This window comes from Amycolatopsis sp. NPDC004772, from assembly GCF_053601215.1.
In genome coordinates this window covers 37,367-62,168 of sequence record NZ_JBSGBK010000023.1, presented here as the reverse complement: position 1 = coordinate 62,168, position 24,802 = coordinate 37,367, and the positions used below count along the sequence as shown (strand labels likewise).

Annotated in this window: 26 protein-coding genes; 10 read left to right on the top strand and 16 right to left on the bottom strand. The window is 71.9% G+C overall.

From position 1 onward, the window contains the following. The first annotated feature begins 133 nt into the window (after positions 1-133). Positions 134-1,423, top strand: coding sequence for a signal recognition particle-docking protein FtsY (gene ftsY, locus ACWEF6_RS16615; RefSeq protein ID WP_449683713.1), 1,290 nt, complete (start codon positions 134-136; stop codon positions 1,421-1,423). On the opposite strand, the gene ACWEF6_RS16610 is transcribed toward ftsY, so the two are convergent. After that, positions 1,420-1,911, bottom strand: a complete 492-nt coding sequence (locus tag ACWEF6_RS16610; RefSeq protein WP_449683712.1) for a hypothetical protein — start codon at positions 1,909-1,911, stop codon at positions 1,420-1,422. The genes ftsY and ACWEF6_RS16610 overlap by 4 nt on opposite strands. A 136-nt stretch (positions 1,912-2,047) precedes the next feature. Between ACWEF6_RS16610 and ACWEF6_RS16605 the strand changes: the two genes are divergently transcribed. Next, positions 2,048-2,548 (top strand): GNAT family N-acetyltransferase, encoded by a 501-nt coding sequence (locus ACWEF6_RS16605; RefSeq protein ID WP_449683711.1) that lies wholly within the window; start codon positions 2,048-2,050, stop codon positions 2,546-2,548. Position 2,549: 1 nt separating this feature from the next. Here the strand turns inward: ACWEF6_RS16605 and ACWEF6_RS16600 are convergent, their stop codons facing one another. Together ACWEF6_RS16600 and ACWEF6_RS16595 are read right to left on the bottom strand one after the other, a co-directional pair. Then, positions 2,550-2,891: a hypothetical protein gene (locus tag ACWEF6_RS16600; RefSeq protein WP_449683710.1), complete on the bottom strand. Its 342-nt coding sequence runs from the start codon at positions 2,889-2,891 to the stop codon at positions 2,550-2,552. A 74-nt stretch (positions 2,892-2,965) separates the two neighbouring features. Next, a complete protein-coding gene (locus tag ACWEF6_RS16595) occupies positions 2,966-3,742 on the bottom strand; it encodes an IclR family transcriptional regulator (RefSeq protein ID WP_449683709.1) in 777 nt (258 codons plus the stop codon). A gap of 112 nt (positions 3,743-3,854) precedes the next feature. Here ACWEF6_RS16595 and aceB point away from each other — a divergent pair, with 112 nt between their 5' ends. Further along, complete coding sequence (gene aceB, locus ACWEF6_RS16590; RefSeq protein ID WP_449683708.1) at positions 3,855-5,432, top strand: malate synthase A; 1,578 nt, start codon at positions 3,855-3,857, stop codon at positions 5,430-5,432. Continuing rightward, positions 5,432-6,619, top strand: a complete 1,188-nt coding sequence (locus ACWEF6_RS16585; protein ID WP_449683707.1) for a DUF6986 family protein — start codon at positions 5,432-5,434, stop codon at positions 6,617-6,619. The genes aceB and ACWEF6_RS16585 overlap by 1 nt, the downstream gene beginning before the upstream one ends. A 3-nt stretch (positions 6,620-6,622) precedes the next feature. Here ACWEF6_RS16585 and ACWEF6_RS16580 read toward each other — a convergent pair whose 3' ends face one another. The 3 genes from ACWEF6_RS16580 to ACWEF6_RS16570 form a co-directional block, all read right to left on the bottom strand. Continuing rightward, positions 6,623-7,777, bottom strand: a complete 1,155-nt coding sequence (locus tag ACWEF6_RS16580; RefSeq protein ID WP_449683706.1) for a DUF2786 domain-containing protein — start codon at positions 7,775-7,777, stop codon at positions 6,623-6,625. A gap of 94 nt (positions 7,778-7,871) precedes the next feature. Further along, positions 7,872-8,360, bottom strand: coding sequence for a MarR family winged helix-turn-helix transcriptional regulator (locus tag ACWEF6_RS16575; RefSeq protein ID WP_449678024.1), 489 nt, complete (start codon positions 8,358-8,360; stop codon positions 7,872-7,874). Positions 8,361-8,457: 97 nt separating this feature from the next. Beyond that, on the bottom strand, positions 8,458-9,777 hold the full coding sequence (locus ACWEF6_RS16570; protein ID WP_449683705.1) for a PucR family transcriptional regulator: 1,320 nt from the start codon (positions 9,775-9,777) through the stop codon (positions 8,458-8,460). Between the two features lie 122 nt (positions 9,778-9,899). Here ACWEF6_RS16570 and ACWEF6_RS16565 point away from each other — a divergent pair, with 122 nt between their 5' ends. Genes ACWEF6_RS16565 through pucD form a run of 4 tightly spaced genes read left to right on the top strand, consistent with a single transcriptional unit; the run spans position 9,900 to position 14,816 of the window. Further along, entirely contained in the window at positions 9,900-10,763 is an 864-nt protein-coding gene (locus tag ACWEF6_RS16565) for an FAD binding domain-containing protein (RefSeq protein WP_449683704.1), read from the top strand. After that, complete coding sequence (locus ACWEF6_RS16560) at positions 10,754-11,221, top strand: (2Fe-2S)-binding protein (protein ID WP_003102989.1); 468 nt, start codon at positions 10,754-10,756, stop codon at positions 11,219-11,221. Before ACWEF6_RS16565 ends, ACWEF6_RS16560 begins: the two co-directional genes overlap by 10 nt. Next, positions 11,218-12,558, top strand: a complete 1,341-nt coding sequence (locus tag ACWEF6_RS16555) for an 8-oxoguanine deaminase (protein WP_449683703.1) — start codon at positions 11,218-11,220, stop codon at positions 12,556-12,558. The genes ACWEF6_RS16560 and ACWEF6_RS16555 overlap by 4 nt, the downstream gene beginning before the upstream one ends. Next, positions 12,555-14,816, top strand: a complete 2,262-nt coding sequence (pucD, locus tag ACWEF6_RS16550; protein WP_449683702.1) for a xanthine dehydrogenase subunit D — start codon at positions 12,555-12,557, stop codon at positions 14,814-14,816. The genes ACWEF6_RS16555 and pucD overlap by 4 nt, the downstream gene beginning before the upstream one ends. Here pucD and ACWEF6_RS16545 read toward each other — a convergent pair. The 6 genes from ACWEF6_RS16545 to ACWEF6_RS16520 all read right to left on the bottom strand — a co-directional run bounded on the left by ACWEF6_RS16545 (position 14,803) and on the right by ACWEF6_RS16520 (position 19,463). Beyond that, positions 14,803-16,356, bottom strand: coding sequence for a glycoside hydrolase family 27 protein (locus ACWEF6_RS16545; RefSeq protein WP_449683701.1), 1,554 nt, complete (start codon positions 16,354-16,356; stop codon positions 14,803-14,805). The two genes, pucD and ACWEF6_RS16545, sit on opposite strands and share 14 nt — an antisense overlap. Before the next feature lie 105 nt (positions 16,357-16,461). Further along, positions 16,462-17,046 carry a TetR/AcrR family transcriptional regulator gene (locus ACWEF6_RS16540; protein WP_449683700.1) on the bottom strand — a complete coding sequence of 195 codons (585 nt, stop codon included), beginning with the start codon at positions 17,044-17,046 and terminating at the stop codon, positions 16,462-16,464. A gap of 237 nt (positions 17,047-17,283) precedes the next feature. Further along, the gene (gene pucL / locus ACWEF6_RS16535; protein ID WP_449683699.1) at positions 17,284-18,165 is read right to left on the bottom strand and encodes a factor-independent urate hydroxylase; all 882 of its coding nucleotides are present in this window, start codon (positions 18,163-18,165) and stop codon (positions 17,284-17,286) included. Positions 18,166-18,167: 2 nt separating this feature from the next. Further along, on the bottom strand, positions 18,168-18,485 hold the full coding sequence (uraH, locus tag ACWEF6_RS16530) for a hydroxyisourate hydrolase (RefSeq protein ID WP_449683698.1): 318 nt from the start codon (positions 18,483-18,485) through the stop codon (positions 18,168-18,170). Then, complete coding sequence (gene uraD, locus ACWEF6_RS16525) at positions 18,482-18,931, bottom strand: 2-oxo-4-hydroxy-4-carboxy-5-ureidoimidazoline decarboxylase (protein ID WP_449683697.1); 450 nt, start codon at positions 18,929-18,931, stop codon at positions 18,482-18,484. The genes uraH and uraD overlap by 4 nt, the downstream gene beginning before the upstream one ends. Positions 18,932-18,986: 55 nt before the next feature. Continuing rightward, complete coding sequence (locus ACWEF6_RS16520) at positions 18,987-19,463, bottom strand: helix-turn-helix domain-containing protein (RefSeq protein WP_086837781.1); 477 nt, start codon at positions 19,461-19,463, stop codon at positions 18,987-18,989. 127 nt (positions 19,464-19,590) lie between these two features. Here ACWEF6_RS16520 and allB point away from each other — a divergent pair, with 127 nt between their 5' ends. Next, the gene (gene allB / locus ACWEF6_RS16515) at positions 19,591-20,919 is read left to right on the top strand and encodes an allantoinase AllB (RefSeq protein WP_449683696.1); all 1,329 of its coding nucleotides are present in this window, start codon (positions 19,591-19,593) and stop codon (positions 20,917-20,919) included. Between the two features lies 1 nt (position 20,920). Continuing rightward, positions 20,921-21,934 carry an allantoicase gene (gene alc, locus ACWEF6_RS16510; protein ID WP_310974467.1) on the top strand — a complete coding sequence of 338 codons (1,014 nt, stop codon included), beginning with the start codon at positions 20,921-20,923 and terminating at the stop codon, positions 21,932-21,934. A gap of 39 nt (positions 21,935-21,973) precedes the next feature. On the opposite strand, the gene ACWEF6_RS16505 is transcribed toward alc, so the two are convergent. The 4 genes from ACWEF6_RS16505 to ACWEF6_RS16490 all read right to left on the bottom strand — a co-directional run bounded on the left by ACWEF6_RS16505 (position 21,974) and on the right by ACWEF6_RS16490 (position 24,793). After that, positions 21,974-22,147, bottom strand: coding sequence for a hypothetical protein (locus ACWEF6_RS16505; protein ID WP_310974466.1), 174 nt, complete (start codon positions 22,145-22,147; stop codon positions 21,974-21,976). Between the two features lie 101 nt (positions 22,148-22,248). Beyond that, positions 22,249-22,998, bottom strand: coding sequence for an MBL fold metallo-hydrolase (locus ACWEF6_RS16500; RefSeq protein ID WP_449683695.1), 750 nt, complete (start codon positions 22,996-22,998; stop codon positions 22,249-22,251). 35 nt (positions 22,999-23,033) lie between these two features. After that, positions 23,034-23,510 (bottom strand): CoA-binding protein, encoded by a 477-nt coding sequence (locus ACWEF6_RS16495; protein WP_449683694.1) that lies wholly within the window; start codon positions 23,508-23,510, stop codon positions 23,034-23,036. Then, entirely contained in the window at positions 23,507-24,793 is a 1,287-nt protein-coding gene (locus tag ACWEF6_RS16490) for an O-acetylhomoserine aminocarboxypropyltransferase/cysteine synthase family protein (RefSeq protein ID WP_449683693.1), read from the bottom strand. The genes ACWEF6_RS16495 and ACWEF6_RS16490 overlap by 4 nt, the downstream gene beginning before the upstream one ends. Between the last annotated feature and the right edge of the window lie 9 nt (positions 24,794-24,802).

Sequence of the window (24,802 nt, the reverse complement as noted above, 5' to 3'; positions counted from 1 at the left end):
GGGTTTAGTGGAGCGTTGCCTGTGACGCAACCCACTTGGTGAAGTCTTGCCCCAATCGGGACCTAGCTGGTGACGAATTGCCTGTGCGGACGGGGTGTCCGGCGCGGGGGAGCGCGGATGAAAGGATGGGTCCGTGTCGAGCACCTGGTTCCTGTTCGTAGTCGTCGCCGTCGTCGTCCTGGTCGCCCTGCTGGTGACCGGCCTGCTGATCGCACGCAGGCGGCGGATCAGCCTGGACGCCCAGCGCGAGGTCGAGGCGAAACCGAAGGGCGGTTCGTACGCGGCCAGCGGGGGCATCGCGCTCGCGCCCGGCGGCACGGCCGAGGCCGAAGCCCCCGAGCACCCGGTCGAGGACCGGCCGGAGACCGACGGCCAGCCCGCGGTGGGCGACGACGCGGCGGTCCCGCGCGACTCGGCGCAGCGCACGGTCCGCGACGTCGAGCTGCCGGACGCCGAGGTCGTCGAACCGGCCCCGGTCGCCGAGGAGATCGAGCCGGCGACCGGCCGCATGGAGCGGCTGCGCGGCCGGCTGTCGAAGTCCCGCTCGGTGTTCGGGACGAGCCTGCTGGGCCTGCTCGGCGCGGGTGACCTCGACGAGGATTCCTGGCAGGACGTCGAAGACACGCTGCTGCTGGCCGACCTCGGCGCGGCCACGACGAACCAGATCGTCGAGCGCCTGCGCGACGAGCTGTCCCGGCGCGCGGTGCGGTCGTCGGCCGAGGCGCGCGAGGTGCTGCACGAGGTGCTGACGGCGCAGCTGTCCACCGACGGCCACCGCGCGGTCCGGGCGCTGCCGCACACGGTCGACGGCAAGAAGCAGCCGGCGGTGGTGCTGGTGGCGGGCGTCAACGGCACGGGCAAGACGACGACCACGGGCAAGCTCGCCCGCGTCCTGGTGGCCCAGGGCGGCACGGTCCTGCTGGGCGCGGCGGACACGTTCCGCGCGGCGGCGGCCGACCAGCTCCAGACGTGGGCCGAGCGCGTGGGCGCGGAGGTCGTCCGCGGCAAGGAGGGCGCGGACCCGGCGGCGGTCGCGTTCGACGCGGTGAAGCGCGGCGTGGACACCGGTGTCGACGCGGTCCTGGTCGACACGGCGGGCCGCCTGCACACGAAGACGGGCCTGATGGACGAGCTGGGCAAGGTCAAGCGCGTCGTGGAGAAGCAGGCCAAGGTCGACGAGGTCCTGCTGGTCCTGGACGCGACGACGGGCCAGAACGGGCTCATGCAGGCCCGCGTGTTCGCCGAGGTCATCGACGTCACGGGCATCGTGCTGACCAAGCTGGACGGCACGGCCAAGGGCGGCATCGTGTTCCAGGTCCAGAAGGAGCTGGGGGTCCCGGTGAAGCTGGTCGGCCTGGGCGAGGGCCCGGACGACCTGGCCCCGTTCGAGCCGGGCGCCTTCGTGGACGCCCTGCTCGGTTAGCGGACCTTCGCCGGCGGTTCCAGCCGGAACAGCGGTGTTCCGTCTGCCTTCCGCAAGCCCAGCTGCAGGATCACCGGCGCCGAGGGGCGGTTGACCGGGATGAGGCACGGGGACGTCCCGCGGGCCGGCACGGTCAGGTGGGACCAGCCGATGCCCTGCAGCGTGCGGCGGGCCGGGTCGAGCACCATCGCCGCGCTGAAGTAGCGGCCGCTGGGGACCGCGATGCGGGCCGTGTGGCCGAGGATCGCCGAGAACGCCGTGCCGGTGCGGCCGCCGTCTTCCTGCATCGTCAGGATCACCGGTGTCCGGCCCTTCGCGGCGCCGTGGTGCCGCACGGTGATCTCGACGGTGCCCGCGGCGGTCTTCGCCGGGCCCGGCCAGGCGGGTGGTGCGGCGGGCCCGTCGAGCGCCCGGTCGACGAGCCGGTCCAGGAGGTTCGAAGCGGCGCCCTGCGCGAGCCAGGCCAAGGCGCCGGCGTGCGTGTCCATGCGGCCTCCGGCGGATATTCGGATGACGGCGGCGGCGGTGCGAGCGCAGAATCCGGGCATGCCCGGTTGACGCACGCGCGCCCCTCCTCGTGACAGACGCTCCGAAGCCGTCGTTCGCTACGAGAGAGGACCCATCATGACCGCCATTCACGGCGACCGGGTGCGCCTGCGCCCGATTGGCCCAGCCGACCGCGTCCGGGTGCGCGAAATCCTGGCCACCCCGGAGGTCGCCCGCTGGTGGGGCGACCCGGGCCACGAGACCGAAGGCCTGTACGAGGTCGAAGAGGGCTACACGGTCTACGTGATCGAGTTCGACGGTGCCGTCGTCGGCCTGATCCAGAGCTGCGAGGAGCTGGACCCGCAGTACCACCACGCGGGCATCGACATCTCGGTGCACCCGGACTTCCACGGCCGCGGTATCGGCACGGACGCGATCCGCGCCCTGGCCCGGCACCTGTTCGCGACCGGCCACCACCGGCTGACGATCGACCCGGCGGCGTCGAACGAGACGGCGATCCGGGTGTACACGAAGGTGGGCTTCCGGCCGGTCGGGATCCTGCGGAACTACGAACGCGCCCCGGACGGCACCTGGCACGACGGGCTGCTGATGGACCTGCTGGCGGGGGAGCTGAGCTGAGTCAGCCCTTGTCGATGATCTGCTGAAGCAACCGGCTCATCTGCTCCATGCCGACGTTGATCTTGGTGAACCCGCTGCGCATCTCAGCCCGGAGGTCGGTGACCTCGGTCTTGAGACCGGTGACGTCAGTCTTGAGGCCGGAGATGTCTTGCCCGTGCTCGATCTGCGTCTCGCGCATCGCGTTGAGCACCTTGGTGTGGCCGTTCAAAGTCTGCTTGAACTCAGACACATCCCGGTCTGCAGTGCCGGCGAGAATGCGGGCTGCCGCGGCGTCGTGCCGGGACTGCTGCACCTGTTCCTCCAACGCGGTCACGCGGGCTTCGAGGTCTTCGAGGCTGGCCATGTCGCCGACTTTACCGGCGCCGGATTTGCCCCCCTCAGGGGGGTCACTTTGTGTCACCTTAATTTCACCCACTGTCACACTTGTGCGACGGCCTGGGTCAGGCTAGCCCCCAGGGCGTCCGCGACCCGCTGCACCGCCGGGGCGATGTGCGCCACTGCTTCGGCGGTCAGCCGACCGGACGGCCCGGACACCGAAACCGCCGCCGGCACCGGTGCGCCCGGCACCGCCACCGCCACGCACCGCACCCCCAGCTCCTGCTCGGCCTCGTCCAGCGCGTACCCCTGCGAAGCGATCCGCGACAGCTCCACCGCCAGCGCGTCCGGGTCGGTGAACGTGTGCTCCGTGTACGCCGGCATCCCCGTCCGGTCCAGCAGTGAACGGACCTCGGACGACGGCAGGTGCGCCAGCATTGCCTTCCCGACCCCGGTCCCGTGCGGCAGCAACCGCCGGCCGACCTCGGTGAACATGCGCATCGAGTGCTTCGAGGGTACCTGGGCCACGTACACGACCTCGTCGCGCTCGAGGACCGCCAGGTTGGCCGTCTCGCCGACCTCCTCCACCAGCTCGGCCAGCAACGGCCGCGCCCAGGCGCCGAACTGCATGCTCGCGTTCTCGCCCAGCCTGATGAGGCGCGCACCCAGTGCGTAGCGGCGGTTCGTGTTCTGGCGGACGTACCCGAGGTCCACCAGCGTGCGGATCAGCCGGTGGATCGTCGGCATCGGCAGCCCGGACAGCGTCGCCAGCTCCGACAAACTCGCCTCGCCGCCGGTGTCCGCGAGGTGTTCCAGCAGCTCGAAGGCGCGCTGCAGGGACTGGACGCCGCCGTCGCGACCGTTCTTCTCCGCCGGCACGGTGGCCCTCCTTACGTCGGCGTTGAGCTTCCGCTATGCAGAAACTATAGTCCGGCTGGTAGAAAACCGTAGGGCCGTTATCCAAAGATCCGAACCCTCGAGGTGTTTCCCCATGTCTTCTGAAGTCCAGGTGCTGGGCGACCCGGTCGAGCGCGGCGACGAGATCCTCACGCCGGAGGCGCTCGCCTTCCTCGCCGGCCTCCACGACGCCTTCGCCGGCCGCCGCGACGAGCTGCTCCAGGCGCGGAGCAAGCGCCGCGAGGAGGCCCGGACCACCGGCCGGCTCGACTTCCTGCCGGAGACCAAGGAGATCCGCGACGGCGACTGGCAGGTCGCCGGGGCCCCGGAGGCGCTCCGCGACCGCCGCGTCGAGATCACCGGGCCGACCGACCGCAAGATGACCATCAACGCGCTCAACTCCGGCGCGAAGGTGTGGCTCGCCGACCTCGAAGACGCCAACACGCCGCACTGGCACAACGTGGTGTCCGGCCAGGTCAACCTCCACGACGCCATCCGCGAGACGATCACCCTGGAAAGCGGCGGCAAGAGCTACGCGCTGAAGGACGACGTCGAGCACGCCACGATCGTGGTCCGCCCGCGCGGCTGGCACCTGCCCGAAGCCCACCTGACCTTCGGCGGCCGCGAGGGTGTCGGCGCGCTCGTCGACTTCGGCCTGCACTTCTTCCACAACGCCGCCGAACTGCTCAAGCGCGGCAAGGGCCCGTACTACTACCTGCCGAAGATGGAGAGCCACCTCGAAGCGCGGCTCTGGAACGACGTCTTCACCCACGCCGAGAAGACCCTCGGCATCGAGCACGGCACCGTCCGCGCCACCGTGCTGATCGAGACCATCCCGGCCGCGTTCGAGATGGAAGAGATCCTCTACGAGCTGCGCGAGCACGCCTCGGGCCTCAACGCCGGCCGCTGGGACTACCTCTTCAGCGTCATCAAGTACTTCCGCGACGCGGGCGAGAAGTTCGTGCTGCCGGACCGCAACTCCGTCACCATGACCGCGCCCTTCATGCGCGCCTACACCGAGCTGCTGGTGCGCACCTGCCACAAGCGCGGCGCCTTCGCGATCGGCGGCATGGCCGCGTTCATCCCGAGCAAGGACCCCGAGACCAACAAGGGCGCCTTCGAGAAGGTGCACGCGGACAAGTCCCGCGAGGCCGGCGACGGCTTCGACGGCTCGTGGGTCGCGCACCCGGGCATGGTCGAGCTCTGCAAGGAGGAGTTCGACAAGGTGCTCGGCGACCAGCCGAACCAGCTCGGCCGCACCCGCGACGAGGTCAGCGTCACCGCCGATCAGCTGCTGGACGTCGCTTCGACGCCGGGCAGCGCGACCGCGGCCGGCCTGCGCGCGGCGGTCGACGTCGGTGTCCGCTACATCGCCTCGTGGCTCGGCGGCAACGGCGCGGCGGCCATTCACAACCTGATGGAAGACGCGGCCACCGCCGAGATCTCGCGCTCGCAGATCTGGCAGTGGGTCAAGAACGGGACCACTTTGGACAGTGGTGACACCGTCACCGCGGAGCTGGTGCGCGGCGTGCTGGCCGACGTCCGCGGCGAGCTGGCCGGCGAGCTCAAGCCGGAGCTGCTGGAGCCCGCGGTGGAGCTGTTCGAGCAGGTCGCGCTGGCCGACGAGTTCCCGGACTTCCTGACGCTGCCCGCGTACGAGAAGATCAAGTAGTGCGGCTTTCCGAGGACGTCTACGACGCCGCCGACGCGCGCCTGGCTGCGGCCGACGCGCGCGTCGCGGCGTCGTACCCGGGCGAGCGGCCGGGACGCCAGCCCGTGCACACGGTCTACGTCCCGGCGTCGCAGTACAAGACGCGCCTGGTCGCCGACTGGGGCAAGCAGGCGATGCGGGTCTTCATCGAGCACGGCGACCTCCTCGGCGCCGACGCGGACGTCTTCGAACGCGTCCGCACGAAGCTGCTGACCGAGCCGATCGAGGACCTGCGGATCGACTTCGAGGACGGCTTCGGCCGCGTGCCCGACGACGTCGAGGACGCGGCGGCGGTGGCGGCCGGGCAAACGCTGGCGACGACCGGCGGGACACCGTTCTGCGGCATCCGCTTCAAGAGCTTCGAAGCGGCGACGCGCCGGCGTGGTATCCGCACCCTGGACCTGTTCCTCGGGTCGTTGCTGGACCACGGGCCGTTGCCGCCCGGGTTCGTCGTCACGCTGCCGAAGGTGACGGCGGTCGAGCAGGTCGCGGTGGCCGCGGAAGTCCTCGCTCGCCTGGAAACCGCGTACGAGCTGGCTGAAGGGGCGTTGCGCTTCGAGGTCCAGATCGAGACGGCACAGTCCATTGTGGACGTCGACGGGACGCTGTCGGTGGCGCGGATCGTGCAGGCGGCCGAGGGCCGCTGCTCGGGACTGCACTACGGAACGTACGACTACAGCGCGGGCCTCGGCATCGCGGCGGCGTACCAGAGCATGGAGCACCCGGCGGCCGACCTGGCCAAGGGCCTGATGCAGATCGCGGCGGCGGGCACCGGCGTCCGCCTCTCGGACGGCTCGACGAACAGGCTCCCGATCGGCGACGCCCTGCCCGCGGCGTGGGCCGAACACCTCCGGCTGGTCCGCAGGTCCTTGGAGCGCGGCTTCTACCAGGGCTGGGACCTGCACCCCCACCAGCTGCCGACCCGCTTCGCGGCAACGTACACGTTCTACCGCGAGGGCTTCTCGCAGGCGGTGGCGCGGTTGCGCGCGTACGTGGACAAGCGGGCCGGGGGAGTGCTGGACGAACCGGCGACCGCCCAGGCGCTGGCGGTGTACCTGCTGCGCGGCCTGGACTGCGGGGCCTTGGACGAGGGCGAGCTGCCGTTCGGGCGGCCGGAGCTGGAGAAGTACGCCCGGCGCGAAGTGTGACGGCTACTCGCCGAGGCGGGCGCGGTCGGCGGCCGCGCGCCCGGCGCCCCAGCCCTCATGGCTGCGGACGGTCACGGACTTGTTCACCACTTCGGGGAACAGCTCGGTGAACGCCGCCGCCACCTGCTTCTCGCGGGAAGCCAGTGCCGGGAGCAAGTCCGGCGCCTCGGCGATCGTCGCTTCCGTCGCCCGCTCGAGCCGCTCGCCGATCCGGGTGGCGTAAGAGACGAGGAAGGACTTCCGGAAATCCCGGGACCGGCCCGCCGGGTCGGCGATCATCGCCCGCGTCGCCTGGACCAGCAGCGACGTGGTGAGCAGCTCGACGGCGTCCAGGTCGTCTTCGTCGCCGACGACGGTCACGAAGTCCCAGCGCGAGTCGAAGACCGCTCGGCCGCGGTTGGCCTGCGCGACCACGTGGACCAGCAGCGACTTCGCGTCGGTGTACGGCGTGTCCAGCCAGATCCGGCGGGCCGCGGGCCGCTCGGGTGCGGCCTCGGTGGCCTCGACCAGCACGCGGTCGAGAGCGTGGCGGGTCATCAGCTCCTGCGCCTTCGCCGAGAGGGTTTCCGCTTCCTCCGGGAAGGTGCTCGACTCGGCCTTGGCGAGCAGCGCGCGGACCCGGCTCAGCTTCTTGTCGTCGACGTGGTGCCGCGCCGGCGACGCGAGCGGGGTTCCCGGCGTGGGCAGGACGACGGTCACCGCGGGCAGGGTCGCCAGCAGGCCGAGGGCCTCGATCACCGCCGCCACCGCTTCGGACGGCGTCAGGATGTGCTTCGCCGCCCACTGCGGCAGGTGCGGCTCGGTCTCCGTCCACCAGCGGGTGGCGCCCACCGCGTCGAGCTGGGCCAGCCAGTCCGGGTGCACGGCGGTGAACTGCCCGGCGTAGGCGGCGAGCGCGTCGAGGACGTACGAGCCCGCGAACTCGTCCAGGTGCCGCCGCGCGGCCTGGTGGAGGTCTTCGGGCAGCCAGCCACCTCGGCACGCCCGGGCCACCAGTTGCCGGGCGATCCGATCGGCGGCCGAGACGAGCTCGGCCGGCAGCGTGAAGCCCGGCGCCAGCCGCTCGGCGTCGCCCGGAGCGGCCGTCAGCAGCGCCTCGCCGAACTTTTCGTCCGTCGTCGGCGGCGGGCCGACGCGGACCTGCTTCCGCTTGCCCACCCGGTCAGTCTGCCGCAGCGAGCGACTGAGGCGTCGGGTGCTCCGAGATCGTCACGACGTTCGCGCTCCTGTTCGGCGTGGCGCCGGTCGCGGCTCAGCGCAGCCGCGGGAGGGCGTCGCGGGCGAAGTGGCTCAGCGTCCGCAGGTCGTCGGCGAACCGCGCGCGGTGGTCCTCGGGCAGCGGCCGGAAGAAGAACTGCTCGACGTTCTCCACGTGCAGCCGGCTGGCCCGCACGGTCGTCTCCTCGCCGAACGAGGTCAGCCGGACGAGCTGGACGCGCTTGTCGCTCGGGGACGCCGTGCGGGTCACCAGCCCGAGCGCCTCCATCCGGTCGACCAGCCGGGTCGCGCCGCCGGTGGTGAGGACCTGCTCCTGGGCGATGGAGCGCATGGTCAGCCCGTCCGCGCCGGTGCGGCCCACGATCAGCAGGACCTCGTACATCAGGTGGGTGATCCCGCATTCGCGTTCCAGGGCCCGCCCGAGCAGGTAGCCGAGCCGGTGCGCCGCGCCTTGCAGCCGCCCGAAGGCCAGCACGCGGGCGTCGTCCGCCGCCTGCCGGGCCGAGGTGATTTCGGGGTCCACCCGCTCATCCTCCCCCTTGCCCCCGGTCACGCAACGCGAGACGGCGGCCGGTGGGGTGCGAGGTCTTCCCCCTGCGCCGAGCGGGCGAGCGGGCGTTCTAGTCGCCGGCTCGCAAGGCCAGGTACACGTCCAGCTGGTCGGTGAACTCCGTCAGGTCCGCGCCCAGCAGCTCACCCGCTCGCCCGATCCGGTAGCGCAGCGTGTTCACGTGGACGTGCAACGCCTTCGCCGCCCGGGTCGGGGAGCCCGAGCACTCCAGGAACACGCGGACCGTGTGCACCAGGTCCGTGTGCTGCTCCGCGTCGTAGGCCAGCAACGGCCCGAGCACCCGGCGGCGCACGGCCGCGCGCACCCCGTCCGGCGCGCCGGCCAGCAGCAGCTCGTGCACCGCCACGTCACCGGTCCGGACCACCGCCACCCGGCCCGGCCGCCGCGCCGCCACCTCCACGGCGTAGCGCGCACTCTCCACGGCCTCGGCCACCCGGCCCGGATCGCTGACCCCGCAGAGGATCCGGGAAGCCCGCAGCAGCGGCTCCACAGTGGACAATCCGGCCAGCGAAGGCGTGGCCACCGCCGCGTACGACGTGTCCCCCGGCGAGTCGAGCAGCGCCGCGTCCGGTAGCAACTCGTCCAGGACGTCCCGGCTCTCGTCGCTGCCTTCGGTCCGCAACGCGACAACGCACACGTCCTCGGGCAGCGACACCTCCGGGCGTGACCTGCGGGCCCGCGTGACTCCGACCAGCCCCGCCACCTCCTCGGCCAGCTCGGCCTGCGCGGTGCTCAACGGCCCCCCGGCCGCGATCAGCCACGGCACCGCGTGCCGCCCCTCGACCGGGAGCACCGTCAGCGGCCCCGGCTCGCGGGCCGCGTACCGGCGGACGACGTCCTCCGGCGGCATCGGCAGCGGGGCCGTCCCCGCGATCAGCCGGCCCAGGCCCGACAGCACCCAGCACGGCAGCCCCAGTTCCGCCGAAGCCCGCTCCACCAGCGTCTCGACCGGCGCCTCCGCCGCGGCCTGCAAACGTTTGCGGGCGCTGTCCGACGCGGCCGCCAACGCCAGCACCACCTGCTCGGTGATCACCGAAAACGACAGGTCGGCGGGCACTTCGAGGAGCGGGATCCGGTGCCGGACGCAGGCGTCGACGACGTCGTCCGGGATGCCGCCCGAGTCCGCACCGGACGCGGCCAGCGCCGCCGCGCCCGAGCGGGCCAGCGCCGCCACGAACGGCTCGGCGTCACCCGGCTCGTGCCACCAGAGCAGGCCGGAAAGCACCAGCTCACCGGCCGACAGGTACCGTCCGGGGTCGGACAGCTCCGTGACGTAGATGCGCGTCACCGGCCGGTCGAGCAGGTCGGTCCCGGCGCGCGGGCGCAGCCGCAGCGCCGGCAGCCCCAGCAGAGTTTTCACGGTCGTCATGAGGCTTGTAGGAAAGCACAACCGGCCCCGCGTCCGCTGCGGTGCGTTTCATGCGTGGTGCCGTTGCCGCCCGGCCGTGATCCGTCGTCTACTGGTCTATCGCCCTCACGAAGGAGCAGCCCGTGGAGTTCCTGCGTCCCACGACGCTCGCCGAGGCCCTCGCCCTGAAGGCCGAGCGGCCCGGCGCCGTGCCGATCGCCGGCGGCACCGACGTCATGGTCGAACTCAACTTCGACCACCGGCGCCCGGACGCCCTCCTGGACCTGACCACCGTCGGGGAACTGACGGAGTGCTCCACTGTGGACGGCACGGTCCGGCTCGGCGCCGGCGTCCCGTACTCCCGCGTCATCGCCGAACTGGGTGAATCCGTCCCGGCGCTGGCCATGGCGTCGCGCACGGTCGGGTCCCCGCAGATCCGCAACCGCGGCACGGTCGGCGGCAACCTCGGCGCCGCCTCGCCCGCCGGCGACACCCACCCGGTGCTGCTCGCCTTGGACGCGCGGATCGAGGTGGCCTCCGTCCGGGGGACCCGTGTCCTCCGCGCGGAGGATTTCTACGTCGGCGTGAAACGCCACGCCCTCGAGCCGGACGAGCTGATCACCGCCGTCCACCTGCCCGCGCACGCCGGGCCGCAGCAGTTCGCCAAGGTCGGCACGCGCAACGCCATGGTCATCGCGGTCTGCTCCTTCGCGCTGTCGCTGCAGAACGGCCGGGCCGGCGCCGCGATCGGGTCCGCCGCCCCGACCCCGCGCCGCGCCCGCGAGGCCGAGGACTTCCTGGCCGCCGAACTGCCGTGGGGCTCGCCGGAAGCCCTGCCCGACTCGCTGAAGCGGCGCTTCGGCGACCTGGTGGCCGCGGCGACGTCCCCGATCGACGACGTCCGGGGCAGCGCCGCGTATCGGAAGCACGCTCTCGGGGTACTGGCACGGCGTACGTTGACCTGGGCCTGGGACGAACACCGGACGGGGGAGCGCGCATGCGCCTGAACGTCACGATCAACGGCGAGCCGCGGCAGGCGGACGATGTCTGGGAAGGCGAGAGCCTGCTCTACGTGCTGCGCGAGCGGCTCGGCCTGCCGGGCTCGAAGAACGCCTGCGAGCAGGGCGAATGCGGCTCCTGCACGGTCTACCTCGACGACCTCCCGGTGTGCGCCTGCCTGGTCGCGGCCGGGCAGGCCGAGGGCCGCGTGGTCCGCACGGTCGAGGGACTGGCCGACGGCGACACCCTCGACCCGGTCCAGCAGTCCTTTGTGGACGCGGGTGCGGTCCAGTGCGGGTTCTGCACGCCGGGCCTGGTCGTCGCCGCCCACGACCTGCTGAACCGCGTCCCCGACCCGTCCGACGAGGAGATCCGCGAGGCACTGGCCGGCAACCTCTGCCGGTGCACCGGCTACGAGAAGATCCTCGACGCGGTCCGCGCGGCCGCGAAGGGAGGCGTGGCGTGAAGACGCTCATCGCGAACGCGGCCATCGCCACCGTCACCGGCGAGGAGTACGCGAGCGGGCACGTCGTCATCGAGAACGACCGGATCGCCGCGGTCGGCGAAGGCGTCTACACCGGCGAGTTCGACGAGCGCGTCGACGCCGCCGGCTGCCTGGTCACGCCGGGGCTGATCAACACCCACCACCACCTCTACCAGTGGGCGACCCGCGGCCTGGCCGCCGACCACACGCTCTTCGAATGGCTGGTCGCGCTCTACCCGGTCTGGAGCCGCCTCGACGACGAGATCACGCACGCCGCGGGCACCGCCGGGATGGCCCGGCTGGCCCTGACCGGCTGCACCACGGTCGCCGACCACCACTACGTCTTCCCGCGCGACGGCGGCGACCAGGTCGCGGCGCTGGCCGCGGCCCGTCAGCGCATCGGCGTCCGGCTGCACGTGGTCCGCGGGTCGATGGACCGCGGCGAGTCCGACGGCGGCCTGCCGCCGGACAACCTGGTCGAGCCGACCGAGGACGCGCTGGCCGGCACCGAAGCGGCGATCGACCGCTTCCACGACGACTCCGCGGGCGCCCACCTGCAGATCGCCGCGGGCCCGTGCTCGCCGTTCTCGGTCACCGAACGGCTGATGTCCGGCGCGGCCGAGCTGGCCCGGCGCAAGGGCGTCCGCCTGCACACCCACCTCGCCGAAACCGTCGACGAGGAGAAGCAGTGCCTCGCCGAGGCCGGCTGCACCCCGGCCGAATACGCCGACAAGCTCGGCTGGCTCGCCGACGACGTCTGGCTCGCGCACACGATCCACCTCGCGCCCGAGGCGATCCGCCGGTTCGGCGCGACCGGCACCGGCTCGGCGCACTGCCCGACGTCCAACGGCCGCATCGGCGCCGGCATCGCCCCGGTCCGCGACCTCCTCGACGCCGGGGTCGCGGTCGGCCTGGGTGCCGACGGCGCGGCGTCCAACGAGTCCGGTGGCCTCGGCGAAGAGCTCCACCAGTCGCTGCTGCAGGCCCGCCAGCGCGGCGGCCCGCGCGGGCTGACCACGCGGGAAGCCCTGTGGATGGGCACGATGGGCGGCGCCCGCTGCCTCGGCCGCGGGGACGACCTCGGCTCGATCGAGCCCGGCAAGCTCGCCGACCTCGCCGTCTGGAACCTGACCGGGCTGAACTACGCCGGCATCGCCGACCCGGTCGCGGCCCTGGTGCTCGGCACCACGCCGCCGCTGCGCCGCCTGTTCGTCGGCGGCAAGGCCGTCGTCGAGGACGGCACCCTGCGCGAAGCCGACGAGTCCGCCATCGCCCGCGAGCTGGCCGCCGCGAGCGCCCGGTTGCGGGAGGGCCGATGACCAGCACCACCTCCGTCACGACGACGACCGCGAACGGCGTCGGCACTTCGCCGCGGCGCCCCGACGGCACGGTGAAGGTCCGCGGCGAGTTCGCCTACTCCTCGGACCTCTGGCACGAGGACATGGTGTGGGGCGTGACGCTGCGCAGCCCGCACCCGTACGCCCGGATCACCGGCATCGACATCGCGGAAGCCCTGGCCGTGCCGGGCGTGTACGCGGTCCTCACCCACGACGACGTCCCGGGCGTGAACCGCTACGGCCTCGAGCACGCCGACCAGCCGGTGCTCGCCTCCGAAGTCGTCCGCTACCAGGGCGAACCGGTGGCGCTGGTCGCCGCCGACCACCCGGAGACCGCGCGCCGCGCGATGAAGCGGATCAAGGTCGCCTACGAGGAACTGGAGCCGGTGACGGACTCCGAAGCCGCCGTCGCGGGCGAAGGGCCTTCGCTGCACGAAGGCGGCAACGTCGTCCGGCACGTGAAGATCCGCCGCGGCCCGCAGGACCTCGACGCCGACATCGTCGTCGCCGGCGTCTACGAGGTCGGCATGCAGGACCAGGCGTTCCTCGGCCCCGAGTCCGGCCTCGCCGTGCCGGACACCGAAGGCGGCGTCGACCTCTACGTCGCGACGCAGTGGCTGCACGTCGACCAGCAGCAGATCGTCGCCGCGCTGGGGTTGCCGGCCGAGAAGGTGCGGCTGACCCTCGGTGGCGTCGGCGGCGCGTTCGGCGGCCGGGAAGACCTGTCGATGCAGGTGCACGCCTGCCTTCTCGCACTGCACACCGGCAAGCCGGTGAAGATGGTCTACAACCGCGAAGAGTCCTTCTACGGCCACGTCCACCGCCACCCGGCGAAGATGTACTACGAGCACGGCGCCACCCGCGACGGTCGGCTCGTCTACGTGAAGACGCGCCTGTACCTCGACGGCGGCGCGTACGCGTCCTCGACCGGGGCGGTGGTCGCGAACGCCGCCACACTCGGCGTCGGGCCGTACAAAGTGGACAGTGTCTCGGTGGACTGCTGGGGCACCTACACCAACAACCCGCCGTGCGGCGCGATGCGCGGCTTCGGCGCGGTGCAGGCCGCGTTCGGCTACGAGTCCCAGATGGACAAGCTCGCTCTCGCGTGCGGCTTGGACCCGGTCGAGATCCGCGTCCGCAACGCGATGAGCGAGGGCGACCTGATGCCGACCGGCCAGGTCGTCGACGCCGAAGCGCCGGTCGCGGAGCTGCTGAACCGGGTGCGGGACATGCCGCTGCCGCCGGACCGGCCGTTCGACCTGCGGCACATGCCGGGCGGGGTGTCCAACACGACCCACGGCGAGGGTGTCGTCCGCGGCGTCGGGTACGCCGTCGGGATCAAGAACGTCTGCTTCTCCGAAGGCTTCGACGACTACTCGACGGCCCGCGTGCGCCTGCAGCTGGTCGGCGGCGAGCCGGCCGCGACCGTGCACACCGCGGCCTGCGAGGTCGGCCAGGGCCTGGTGACGATCATGCAGCAGATCGTCCGCACCGAGCTCGGCGTCGAGCAGGTGACGATCCTGCCGATGGACACCTCGATCGGCAACGGCGGCTCGACGTCGGCGTCGCGCCAGACCTACGTCACCGGCGGCGCGGTGCAGGCCGCGTGCGTGGCGGTGCGGGCGCGGCTGCTGTCCCGGTTCGACACCAGGACGCGGGTCGTCGGCGGCAAGCTCGTCGCGGCCGACGGCCAGGTGCTCGCCGACCTGGTCGACGTGCTCGGCGACGACGTCTACGACGAAACGATCGAGTGGCGGCACCGGCCCACTGCGGGGCTGGACCCGGAGACCGGGCAGGGGACCGCGCACGTGCAGTACGCGTTCGCCGCGCACCGGGCGGTCGTCGACGTCGACACCGAACTCGGCTTGGTCAAGGTGGTCGCGCTGGACTGCGCCCAGGACGTCGGCAAGGCGCTGAACCCCCAGGCCGTGCTGGGCCAGATCCAGGGTGGTTCGGCGCAGGGGCTCGGGCTGGCGGTGATGGAGGAGATCCAGACCTCCGGCGGGAAGATCCGGAACCCCTCCTTCACCGACTACCTGATCCCGACCGTGCTCGACATGCCGCCGATGAGCATCGACGTCCTCGAACGCCCGGACCCGCACGCGCCGTACGGCCTGCGCGGGGTCGGCGAGCCGCCGACGATCTCCTCGACCCCGGCGATCGTGGCGGCGATCCGGGCCGCGACCGGGCTCGCGCTCACCCGCGTCCCGGTGCGGCCGGAGCACCTCACCGGGACTTGAGCGCCCAGTTCTGGTTGGCGTCGTCGTTGCAGCCCCAGAGTTCGAGCTGGACGCCGTTGACGTTGCCGGCGGGCTTGTCGCCGCCGGTGACGTCGACGCAGAGGCCGGCCTGGGTGATCGAGCCGTCGGCCGCCAGCTTGAACTTCTGGTTCGCGCCGCCGTGGCAGGTCCAGGCGAGGAGCTTGGTCCCGGCGGTCGTGGCGCCCTTCTCGGCGTCCAGGCACCGGCCGTCGGCCTTGAGCTCGCCGTCGCCGGTGAACGTCCAGGCCTGGTCGGTGCCGCCGTCGCAGTCCCAGATGTCGGCGATCGTGTCGTTGATGTCGAGGCAGCGCGCCGACGACGCGCCCTGGATCGGCTGGGTGGTGCCGATGCTGGAGCCGGACCCCGGTGCGACGCGGTAGATCACGGTGCTGTGCGAGGGAACGGCGGCGCTGATCGTGCCGTCGCTGGTGGTGAGTTCCTTCGACCACAGGTTGGTCAGCCGGTAGCTCGCCGCGGCGGGCAGCCCGGCCGCGGCGGCCGTCGTCGAGATGGTCTGCGTGGTGCTGTTTTCGTTGAACAGCACGACCGCGACGGCACCGTCCTGGAGCGGTTTGGCGAGGACGTCCAGGCCGTTCCCGGTGGCGATCCGGGTGGCCTGCTTGCCGAGCGGGTCCTGGTCGACGGCGATGACGTCCGGGTTCAGGTAGGTCGAGAAGGTGGCGACACTGGCCGAGCGCAGGTCGGCACCGGCGATCAGCGGCGCGGCCATCGCCGCCCAGAGCGTGAAGTGCGCGCGGTCCTCCTGGAAGTCCATGCCGTCGCCGACCTCGAGCATGTCCGGGTCGTTCCAGGCGCCCGGTTTCGCGGCGGCGGCGAGCCCGACGTTCTGCCGGTAGATGCCGTCGACGCTGCCCCAGTTGTTGGTGATGTCCCCGGTGGTGCGCCACAGGTTGCCGACGTCCGCGGCCCAGGTCGCGGGGTCGAAGTAGCCCCATTCGCAGATGCTGTAGGTGATCGGGCGGCCGGTGGCCTGCAGCGCGTCGCGCATCGCCGAGTAGCGCCGGATGTAGTCCTGCTGGGTGGAGCTGTCGTTGTGGCAGTTGTCGTACTTGAGGTAGTCGACACCCCAGCTCGCGAAGAGGTTCGCGTCGGCCTGTTCGTGTCCGAGGCTGCCGGGGTAGCCCTGGCAGGTCATCGTGCCGGCGTCTTCGTAGATCCCGAACTTCATGCCGCGGGCGTGGATGTAGTCGCCGAGCGCCTTGAGGCCGCTGGGGAACTTGGCGGGATCGGCGACGAGGTTCCCGCTCGCGTCCCGGGACCAGGTCATCCAGCAGTCGTCGAGGTTGACGTAGGTGTAGCCGCGGTCGCGCATCCCGGAGCTCACCATCAGGTCGGTGGTCTGCTTGACGAGCGTCTCGTTGATGTTGCACTCGAAGGTGTTCCAGGTGTTCCAGCCCATCGGCGGGGTGCGGGCGAGGCCGTTTTCGAGGGCGTGGGCGGGGGTGGGGACGGCCGCGACCACGGCAGCGGCGGCGACGACGGCGAGGACACGGCGCATGGCGACTCCAACCGAACGACGGTGTGAGGCAGGAGGACTAGACCAATACGCTGTTGCTTGCTGCGCGGTCAAGCGCCATGTTGGTGATTTGTGTTCGATTACCGACTAAAGTTGCGAGTTTTCCTGGAGAAGCCGCCGCGCAACGTCGACCGTGGCGGCTCCGGCGACGGCCATCGCTTCGGTGTCCCGCAGCGAGCGGCAGAGGACGAAGGCGCCTTCGAGGTTGTTGACGGCGGTGATGGTGAGGGTCCGGGCGGCTTCCCGGCTCAGCCCGAACTTCGCGAACTTCCCGGTCCCGGCGTCGATCCACGCGGTGAAGACGTCGGCGGTGGCCTTCCGCAGCGGCTCGTTGGTGGAGGCGACCTCGAGGGCCACGGTCGCAATCGGGCACCCTTCGACGTAGTCGGTGGCTTCGAGCGTCGCGATCCCGGCGGCGAAGAAGGCTTCGATGCCGCTGACGACGTCGTCCGCCGGCGCGATGAAGAGGTCGAAAAGGGCGATGTAGGCGAGCCCGGAGGTGCGGATGACCTCCTCGCCGAGCTGCTCCTTGCCGCCGGGGAAGAAGTGGTAGAGGGACCCGAAGGGCGCGCTGGCCTCGGCGACGATCTGCTTCAGGCCGGTACCGGCGTAACCGTTGCGCCGGAAGAGCTCGGCGCCGGCGGCCATGATGCGTTCCTTCGTCCCTGCCATGGCATCGAGGATACGTGCTTGCTAGAGCGTTCTATCCAACCCGGCTCGGGTGCCCACCACCCCGAAGCCGCGATTGTCACTACGGACGGTGGTACCGCGTCAAGGCGGGAAAGCGTGCCTTGACCCGGCACCACCGGCCGTGTTTGGGCTTCGGATCGGGGTGGTGGGGGAGGTCTGGGTGGGGTGCCGGTCTGGGCGTCCGCGTCTCGTTCGGGCCGTTGAGGTACCCGCCCTGAGTCAGTGGATGTCCCAGGCCGGGCCCGGGTCCTCGGCGTCGTCGCGCAGGATTGTGCCCTCGATCAGGCCGTACGGCCGGTCCGCCGCGTAGAACACTTCGTTGTCGTTCTTCAGCCCGAACGGGCTCAGGTCCACCAGGAAGTGGTGCTTGTTCGGCAGGGACAGTCGCACTTCGGCGACCTCGGGCCGCTTTTCGAGCACCGACTCGCCCATGGCGTACAGCGTCTGCTGCAGCGAAAGGCTGTGCTTGGTCGCGAACGTCTCCAGCATCAGCCGCCGGATCTCGCGGTGGCTCTCCGCCCAGTCGAGGTTCTCGCCCTGGTAGCGCCACTTCGCCGTGACCGCCGTCGCCAGGATCCGGTCGTTCGTCTCGGCGAGGGTCGTGTACCGGTCTCGCGGGAAGCCGTGGAACTCCGAGCCCGTCGACTTCAGCAGCGTCAGGCCGTCGATGCCGGAGACCACCCAGGCGCGGTCGCCCTGGACCGTCACCGCCGTCGTGCGGCGCTCGTCGCCGGAGCGGCTGAACGCGTGGTCGTGCGGCTCGCCGGCGACGGCGATCCGGTCCCAGCCGTGCTCCTCGAGCTTGATCCGCGCGCCGGTGATGTTCTCCTGCGAGCCGGCGAAGTGGCGGGCCAGCCGCAGGCCGAAGTCCTCGATCTCGCCGACCGGCGCCTCCTTCGCGAAGGCGTACACCGTGTTCTTCTGCGTGTCGGTCGCCAGCACGCCGGCGTTGTCACCGGTCAGGTGCGTCGCGGCCAGCTCGCCGCGCAGCGACGTCGACACGGTCAGGTCCTTCAGGTGGTGCACCGGGCCGTCGCGGCGCACCGTCACCAGGCGGACCTCCGCCTTGCCGTACTGGTTGGGGCCCAGGGTGATGGCCACGGTCAACTCCCTCGGTAGGTCGAATAGGCGAACGGGCTGAGCAGGAGCGGCACGTGGTGGTGCGCGATGCCGTCGGCGATCCGGAAGGTCAGGGTGACCTCCGGGAAGAAGGCGTCCGGGCCCAGGTAGGCGCCGGTGGCGAAGACCAGCCGGTAGGCGCCCGGCGCCAGGGTTTCCGGGCCGAGGTCGCGGATGCGGCCGTCGTCGTCGGTGCGGCCCTCGGCGATCGGCTTCCCGTCGGCGGTCTCGAAGCGGACGCCGATTCCCGCGGCCGGGCGTCCGGCCGCCGTGTCGAGGACGTGGGTGGTCACGAGGCTCACGCGGTCACCGCTTTCGCGAGTCGGAGTTCGGCGATCTTCAGCAGCTCACGGCCGGCGACGGCGAGCTCGGTGGCCGGGTCGTTGGTCAGCCGTTCGCGCAGGATCCCCAGGAGTTCGTCGCCGCTGCGGCCGCTCGCGCAGACCAGGTAGACGTGCCCGAACTTGGCTTCGTACTCGGCATTCGCGGCGGCGAACGCGGCGGGATTGTCCACACCGGACTGTTCGGACCGGGCGAAGCCGCCCGCCGGTTTCTCGCCGATCCGCGGGTGCGCGGCCATCGCCTGCCGGATCTCGTCGCTGCTCAACGGCAGCTCGGCGGCGGCCTTCAGCGCGTCGAGGTCGGCGTACGGCCGCCCGGCGGCCACGGCCTCGACCCACCGTGGCACGGCGAGGCAGTCCGTCAGCAGCGGGCGGACGTCGGTGGTGTTGAACTCGGAGAGCAGCACGGACCGACCGTACGTCGGCGCCGAAGTTACGTCAACATTTTGTTGAAAGCGCTGGTCAGTCGGCTTCCCGGTTGAGGTAGTTGTAGACGGTGAAGCGCGTGACGCCCAGCGCGTCGGCCACCGAAGAGACGGATTTCCGGAGCCCGAAGGCGCCGCGTTCGCGCAGCAGCCGCACCGCCCGCTGCTTGCCCGCGCGGTCGAGTTCGCCCAGCTTGGCGCCCAGTTCCCGCTCGACGTCGGCGATCAGCCGGGCGAGGGCGTCGTTCAGCTCGACGACGGGGGCGCTGCCCGGATCGTCGGCCCGGCGCAGTTGCAGCGTGACGCGCGTGGCGCCGCCGTCCAAGGCCGCCTTCGCGATCGCCGGGAGGGCTTCGAGCAGCTCCTTCGCCTCGCCGCGGGCGAGCGTGCCGAGCGGGCCGAAATCGGTGTCCAGCCCGGCTTCCGCGGCGGCGTCGCGCGCGGCGACGGCGTGCTCGGGCGGCGAACCCTCGCCGTGGAACGGTTCGCTGGTGAACTCCGCTTCTAGCCGCACGAAGATGACCGTAACGCGCGACGTCCGTCGTTGACGAGCGGCGCGCGCCGTGGTTACTGTCGTTGTGCGAAACCGCCGTTCCGTACTGTGAAATCGGCGGGTCATTCCTCCCGACGAAGGGCTTCGGATGGATCTTGTGGTGCGCGCCGCCCGGGCCGTGACACGCGAGGGTGAGGTCCCGGCGACCATCGGTGTCGACGGCGGCCGGATCGTCGCCGTCGAACCCGGCGGCGCCTCGCTGACCGGCGACCGGGTCCTCGACCTCGGTGACGACGTCGTCCTGCTGCCGGGACTGGTCGACACGCACGTCCACGTCAACGACCCCGGCCGCGCCGAGTGGGAAGGCTTCGAGACGGCGACCCGCGCGGCCGCGGCGGGCGGGGTGACCACGATCGTGGACATGCCGCTGAACAGCCTGCCGCCGACGGTCGACGTCGCGGCCCTGGAGGTCAAGCGCACGGCGGCGACCGGCCGGGTGCACGTCGACGTCGGCTTCTGGGGCGGCGCGATCCCGGGCAACGCGGGGGACTTGCGCGGCCTGCACGACGCCGGGGTGTTCGGCTTCAAGTGCTTCCTGCTGCACTCCGGCGTCGACGAGTTCCCGCCGCTCGACCCGGCCGGGCTCGACGAAGCGTTGCGGGAGCTGGGTTCCTTCGACGCGCTGATGATCGTCCACGCCGAGGACGCCCACGAGATCGACGCGGCCCCAGAGCCGCACGGCGGTCGCTATGTCGACTTCCTGCACTCGCGGCCGCGGCAGGCGGAGAACCTCGCGATCTCCCACGTCATCGAGGCGGCCCGCCGGAACGACGCGCGAGCGCACATCCTGCACCTGTCCTCTTCGGACGCTCTGCCGCTGATCGCTTCCGCGCGCCGCGACGGCGTGGCGTTGACAGCGGAGACCTGCCCGCACTACCTGAGTTTCGTCGCCGAGGAGATCCGCGACGGCGCCACGCAGTTCAAGTGCTGCCCGCCGATCCGCGAGGCGGCCAACCGCGAGCTGCTCTGGCGGGGCCTCGCCGACGGCGTGATCGACACGATCGTCAGCGACCATTCGCCGTGCACGCCGGAGCTGAAACGCTTCGACAGCGGCGACTTCGGCCAGGCGTGGGGCGGGATTTCCAGCCTGCAGCTGGGGCTGCCGGCGATCTGGACGCAGGCGCGGCAGCGCGGGTTCGCGCTCACCGACGTCGTCCGCTGGATGGCCGAGCGCCCGGCGGCGCTGGCCGGGATGCGCCGCAAGGGCCACCTGGCGGCGGGGTACGACGCGGACTTCTGCGTGTTCGCGCCGGACGAGGCGTTCGTGGTCGACGTCGCGAAACTGAAGCACCGCAACCCGGTCAGCGCCTACGACCGGCGGCCGCTCGCCGGCGTCGTGCGCTCGACGTGGCTGCGGGGCACCGAGATCACCGGCGACGAGCCGCGCGGCGCGCTGCTGACCCGGGGGAACTGCTGAAATGGAGGCGCTGGTGTCCGACCGTCCGGAGTGGACAGAACTGCCCGACCTCGCGTCCCGCCGCTTCGGCGGCACGGTGATGTGGGCGACCGACGAGCTGTTCGCCGAAAAGGAGAACCTGGTCAACCCGTGGGTGCCGGCGCACCGCGCGGAGACGTTCGGCCCCAAGGGCCAGGTCTACGACGGCTGGGAGACCCGCCGCCACCGCGAACCGGGCGACGACCAGGCGATCGTCCGCCTCGGCCTGGCCGGCACGATCACCGGCGTCATCGTCGACACGGCGTTCTTCAAGGGCAATTACCCCCCGTTCGTCTCGGTGGAAGCGACGTCGCTCCCGGGCTACCCGTCGGCGGCGGAGGTGGCCGCGGCCGAGTGGGACGTCCTGGTCGACCGCGCGCCGGCCGCGGGCCACACGGAGAACTTCTACGCGGTCAACGGTTCCCGGCGGTACACGCACGTCCGGCTGACGCAGCACCCGGACGGGGGAGTGGCCCGCCTGCGCGTCCACGGCGCACCGATCCCGGACCCGGCGCTGCTGGACGTGGACGCGCTCGACCTGGCGGCGCTCGAGAACGGCGCGATCGTCACGGGCTGCAGCAACCGGTTCTATTCGTCGCCCAACAACATCCTCTCGCCGGGCTTGGCGGCCCACCAGGCGGAGGGCTGGGAGACGGCCCGCCGCCGCGACGCGGGCAACGACTGGGTGACGCTCCGGCTGGCGGGCGCCGGGATCGTCCGGTTCGTGGAGCTGGACACGAGCAACCTGAAGGGCAACGCGCCGGGCTGGGCCTCGGTGAGCGGCCGGGAGACGTACGGCGAGTGGGTCCCGTTGCTGCCGAAGACGCGGTTGCAGCCGGACACCCGGCACCGGTTCGCGCTCCCGGACGGCCCGGAGGTGACGGAGGCGCGCCTCGACATCTACCCGGACGGCGGCCTGGCCCGGTTGCGCCTGTTCGGCCGGCTCACGGAGGCGGGCCGGACGAACCTGAAGGCCCGGTTCGACAAGACGCGCTGACCGGACCGCGGGCCGCCGCATCCCGCGGGCGGCTCGCGGTCAGTTCGCGTCGGGGCGGTTGAGGTAGGCGGAGGCCAGCGACAGGACGCAGGCGCAGCCGATGATCGCGCTGACCCACCACGGCATGCCCGCGACGATGCTCCACACGAAGCCGGCGGCCGCGAGGGCGGCCACGAGGAGGTTCCGGAACTGCAGCGGGGTCGGCTTGGCCATGCCGCCAGCCTCTCACGGCCCCCCGCCGGACCCGCTCTCGCACCCTAGGCTTAATTGCCACATCGATGAGGCATTTAGGCCTAGGGTCACGACCAGGCTCGTCACACCTCCGCGCGCTCCCCGGGCTCGAGCAGCACGAGCCGGTCCGCCAGCCCGGCCGCCTCGAAGGCCTCCCGCAGCGTCTCCGGCCCCTCGCTGAAGTGCCCCCAGCCGCGGAAATGCAGCGGAACCACCTTCCGCGCGCCCAGCACCTTCGCCGCGTCGGCCGCGTCCGCGCTGGTCAGGGTCAGCGGTGCCCCGTCGAACAGCGGCGTCCGGGCCGCGCCGGCGAACAGCACCGCGATCTCCACCCGGAACCGCGCCGCGATCTCGCGGACCACGTCCACCGACGCGTTGTCACCGCTCACGTACACCGTCGGCAGCTCGTCGCCGGTCAGCACGAAGCCCGTGACGTCCCCGGTGAGCCGCGTGGCCCCGTGCGGCCCGTGCAGCGCCGGGACCGCCGTGACGGTCAGCGGGCCCACCTGCGTCGATTCCCACGGCTCCAGGCCCCGCGCCGTCCCGCCGAGCCGCGCGGCGCCGCTGGGCGTGATCAGTGTCAGCGGCACCGTCGCGAGGTACGCGCGGCCGCGGTCGTCGAGGTTGTCGGGGTGCTGGTCGTGCGACAGCAGGACGGCGTCCACCACCCCGGCCGCCTCTTCGGTCAGCACCGAATCCTCGGTCTTGACCAGCACGCGCTCACCGCTCGGGTGGTCGCCGGGCGCGTCGAAGGTCGGGTCGGTGAGCAGCCGGACGCCGCCCAGCTCCAGGAGGGCGGTCGGGCCGCCGGAGAACGTGATCCCCAAGGTCATACCCGAGCCAACAGCGGCCGCCGCCGTGGTCTTCCCTACGGCGCCGACTGCCGCCGCGAGCTGATCACGCCGGTGTTGAACCCGGCCAGGTGCAGCCCGCCGGCGAAGCGCGCGTGCTCGATCTTCACGCACCGGTTCATCACGACGTCCAGACCCGCTTCGCGCGCCCGGTCGGCCACCGGTTCGTGCCACAACCCGAGTTGCAGCCACAGCGTCCGCGCGCCGGCGTCGATGACCTCCTCGGCGACCTGCGGCAGGTCGTCGTGCTTGCGGAACACGCTGACCAGGTCCGGTTCGCCCGGGACGTCCTTCAGCGACGCGTACACCGGCTTCCCGAACAGGGTGTCCAGGCGCGGGTTGACGAAGTCGACCTCGTAGCGCGTCGACGAAAGCAGGTAGGTCGCGACGAAGTAGCTGGGCCGCGCCGGGTTGGCCGACGCGCCGACCAGCGTCACCGACCGCGTCCGCCGCAGGATCGCGCGCCGCTCGGCGGCGCTGATCTCGTGAGTCATCCGGCCACCGCCTTGCCGAGGGCCTGGTCGAGGTCCCAGAGGATGTCGTCGAGGTCTTCCAGCCCGACCGACAGGCGGATCAGGTCGGGCCCGACGCCCGCGGCGGCGAGCTGCTCCTCCGACAGCTGCGCGTGTGTGGTCGAGGCCGGGTGGATGACGAGCGTCCGCGCGTCCCCGACGTTCGCCAGGTGCGACAGCAGCTCCACCGATTCGACGAACTTCTCGCCGGCCGCACGGCCGCCGTCGATGCCGAAGGAGAACACCGCGCCCGGCCCGGCGGGGAGGTACCGGCGGGCCAGGTCGTGGTGCGGGTGCGACGGCAGCCCGGCATAGGACACCCAGGCCACGCGCGGGTCGGCTTCGAGGTACTCGGCGACCGCCCGGGCGTTCGCCACGTGCGCGTCCATCCGCTGGGGGAGCGTCTCGACGCCCTGCAGCAGCAGGAAGGCCGAGTGCGGCGAGAGGACCGCGCCGATGTCCCGCAGCTGCTCGGCGCGCAGCCGGGTGCAGAACGCGTACTCGCCGAAGTTCTCCCAGTACCGGAGGCCGCCGTAGCTGTCGACGGTCTCGGTCATCCGCGGGAACTTCCCGTTGCCCCAGTCGAACTTCCCGGACTCGACGACGATCCCGCCGAGTGTGGTCCCGTGCCCGCCGAGGAACTTCGTCGCCGAGTGCAGCACGATGTCGGCGCCGTGCTCGATCGGGCGGCACAGGTACGGCGTGGCGAGGGTGGCGTCGACGACCAGCGGGATGTCGTGGGCGTGCGCCAGGTCCGCCAGCGCGGCGAGGTCGGCGATGCCGCCGCCGGGGTTGCCGATGACCTCGGTGTAGAGCAGCCGCGTCCGATCGGTGACGGCGGCGGCGTAGTCGTCGATGCCGCCGCTGACGAACGTGGTCTCGACGCCGAAGCGCCGGAGCGTGCCGGTGAGCTGGGTGACGGTCCCGCCGTAGAGGCCGCTCGCGGAGACGATGTGGTCGCCGGCCTCGGTGAGCGAGCTGAAGGTGAGAAACTCCGCGGCCTGCCCGCTGGCGGCGGCCACCCCGCCGATGGCCCCTTCGAGACTGGCGATCCGCTCTTCGAAGGCGGCGACGGTCGGATTCCCGATCCGGCTGTAGACGTTCCCGTACTTCTGCAGCGCGAAGAGGTTCGCGGCATCGGCGGCGTCTTCGAAGACGAAGCTCGTGGTCTGGTAGATCGGCACGGCCCGCGCCCCGGTCGCCGGGTCGGGCGTGCCGCCCGCGTGCAGGGCGCGGGTGCGGAAGCCCCAGCTGCGTTCACTCATCGCAGCCCA

What these genes read in the sequence shown, in the direction of transcription:
- ACWEF6_RS16610 (WP_449683712.1), bottom strand. Translation starts at nt 1,911, where the DNA reads ATGGACACGCACGCCGGCGCCTTGGCCTGGCTCGCGCAGGGCGCCGCT.
- ACWEF6_RS16605 (WP_449683711.1), top strand. Translation starts at nt 2,048, where the DNA reads ATGACCGCCATTCACGGCGACCGGGTGCGCCTGCGCCCGATTGGCCCA.
- ACWEF6_RS16600 (WP_449683710.1), bottom strand. Translation starts at nt 2,891, where the DNA reads ATGGCCAGCCTCGAAGACCTCGAAGCCCGCGTGACCGCGTTGGAGGAA.
- aceB (WP_449683708.1), top strand. Translation starts at nt 3,855, where the DNA reads ATGTCTTCTGAAGTCCAGGTGCTGGGCGACCCGGTCGAGCGCGGCGAC.
- ACWEF6_RS16570 (WP_449683705.1), bottom strand. Translation starts at nt 9,777, where the DNA reads ATGACGACCGTGAAAACTCTGCTGGGGCTGCCGGCGCTGCGGCTGCGC.
- ACWEF6_RS16560 (WP_003102989.1), top strand. Translation starts at nt 10,754, where the DNA reads ATGCGCCTGAACGTCACGATCAACGGCGAGCCGCGGCAGGCGGACGAT.
- pucD (WP_449683702.1), top strand. Translation starts at nt 12,555, where the DNA reads ATGACCAGCACCACCTCCGTCACGACGACGACCGCGAACGGCGTCGGC.
- ACWEF6_RS16545 (WP_449683701.1), bottom strand. Translation starts at nt 16,356, where the DNA reads ATGCGCCGTGTCCTCGCCGTCGTCGCCGCCGCTGCCGTGGTCGCGGCC.
- ACWEF6_RS16540 (WP_449683700.1), bottom strand. Translation starts at nt 17,046, where the DNA reads ATGGCAGGGACGAAGGAACGCATCATGGCCGCCGGCGCCGAGCTCTTC.
- allB (WP_449683696.1), top strand. Translation starts at nt 19,591, where the DNA reads ATGGATCTTGTGGTGCGCGCCGCCCGGGCCGTGACACGCGAGGGTGAG.
- alc (WP_310974467.1), top strand. Translation starts at nt 20,921, where the DNA reads ATGGAGGCGCTGGTGTCCGACCGTCCGGAGTGGACAGAACTGCCCGAC.
- ACWEF6_RS16505 (WP_310974466.1), bottom strand. Translation starts at nt 22,147, where the DNA reads ATGGCCAAGCCGACCCCGCTGCAGTTCCGGAACCTCCTCGTGGCCGCC.
- ACWEF6_RS16500 (WP_449683695.1), bottom strand. Translation starts at nt 22,998, where the DNA reads ATGACCTTGGGGATCACGTTCTCCGGCGGCCCGACCGCCCTCCTGGAG.
- ACWEF6_RS16495 (WP_449683694.1), bottom strand. Translation starts at nt 23,510, where the DNA reads ATGACTCACGAGATCAGCGCCGCCGAGCGGCGCGCGATCCTGCGGCGG.
- ACWEF6_RS16490 (WP_449683693.1), bottom strand. Translation starts at nt 24,793, where the DNA reads ATGAGTGAACGCAGCTGGGGCTTCCGCACCCGCGCCCTGCACGCGGGC.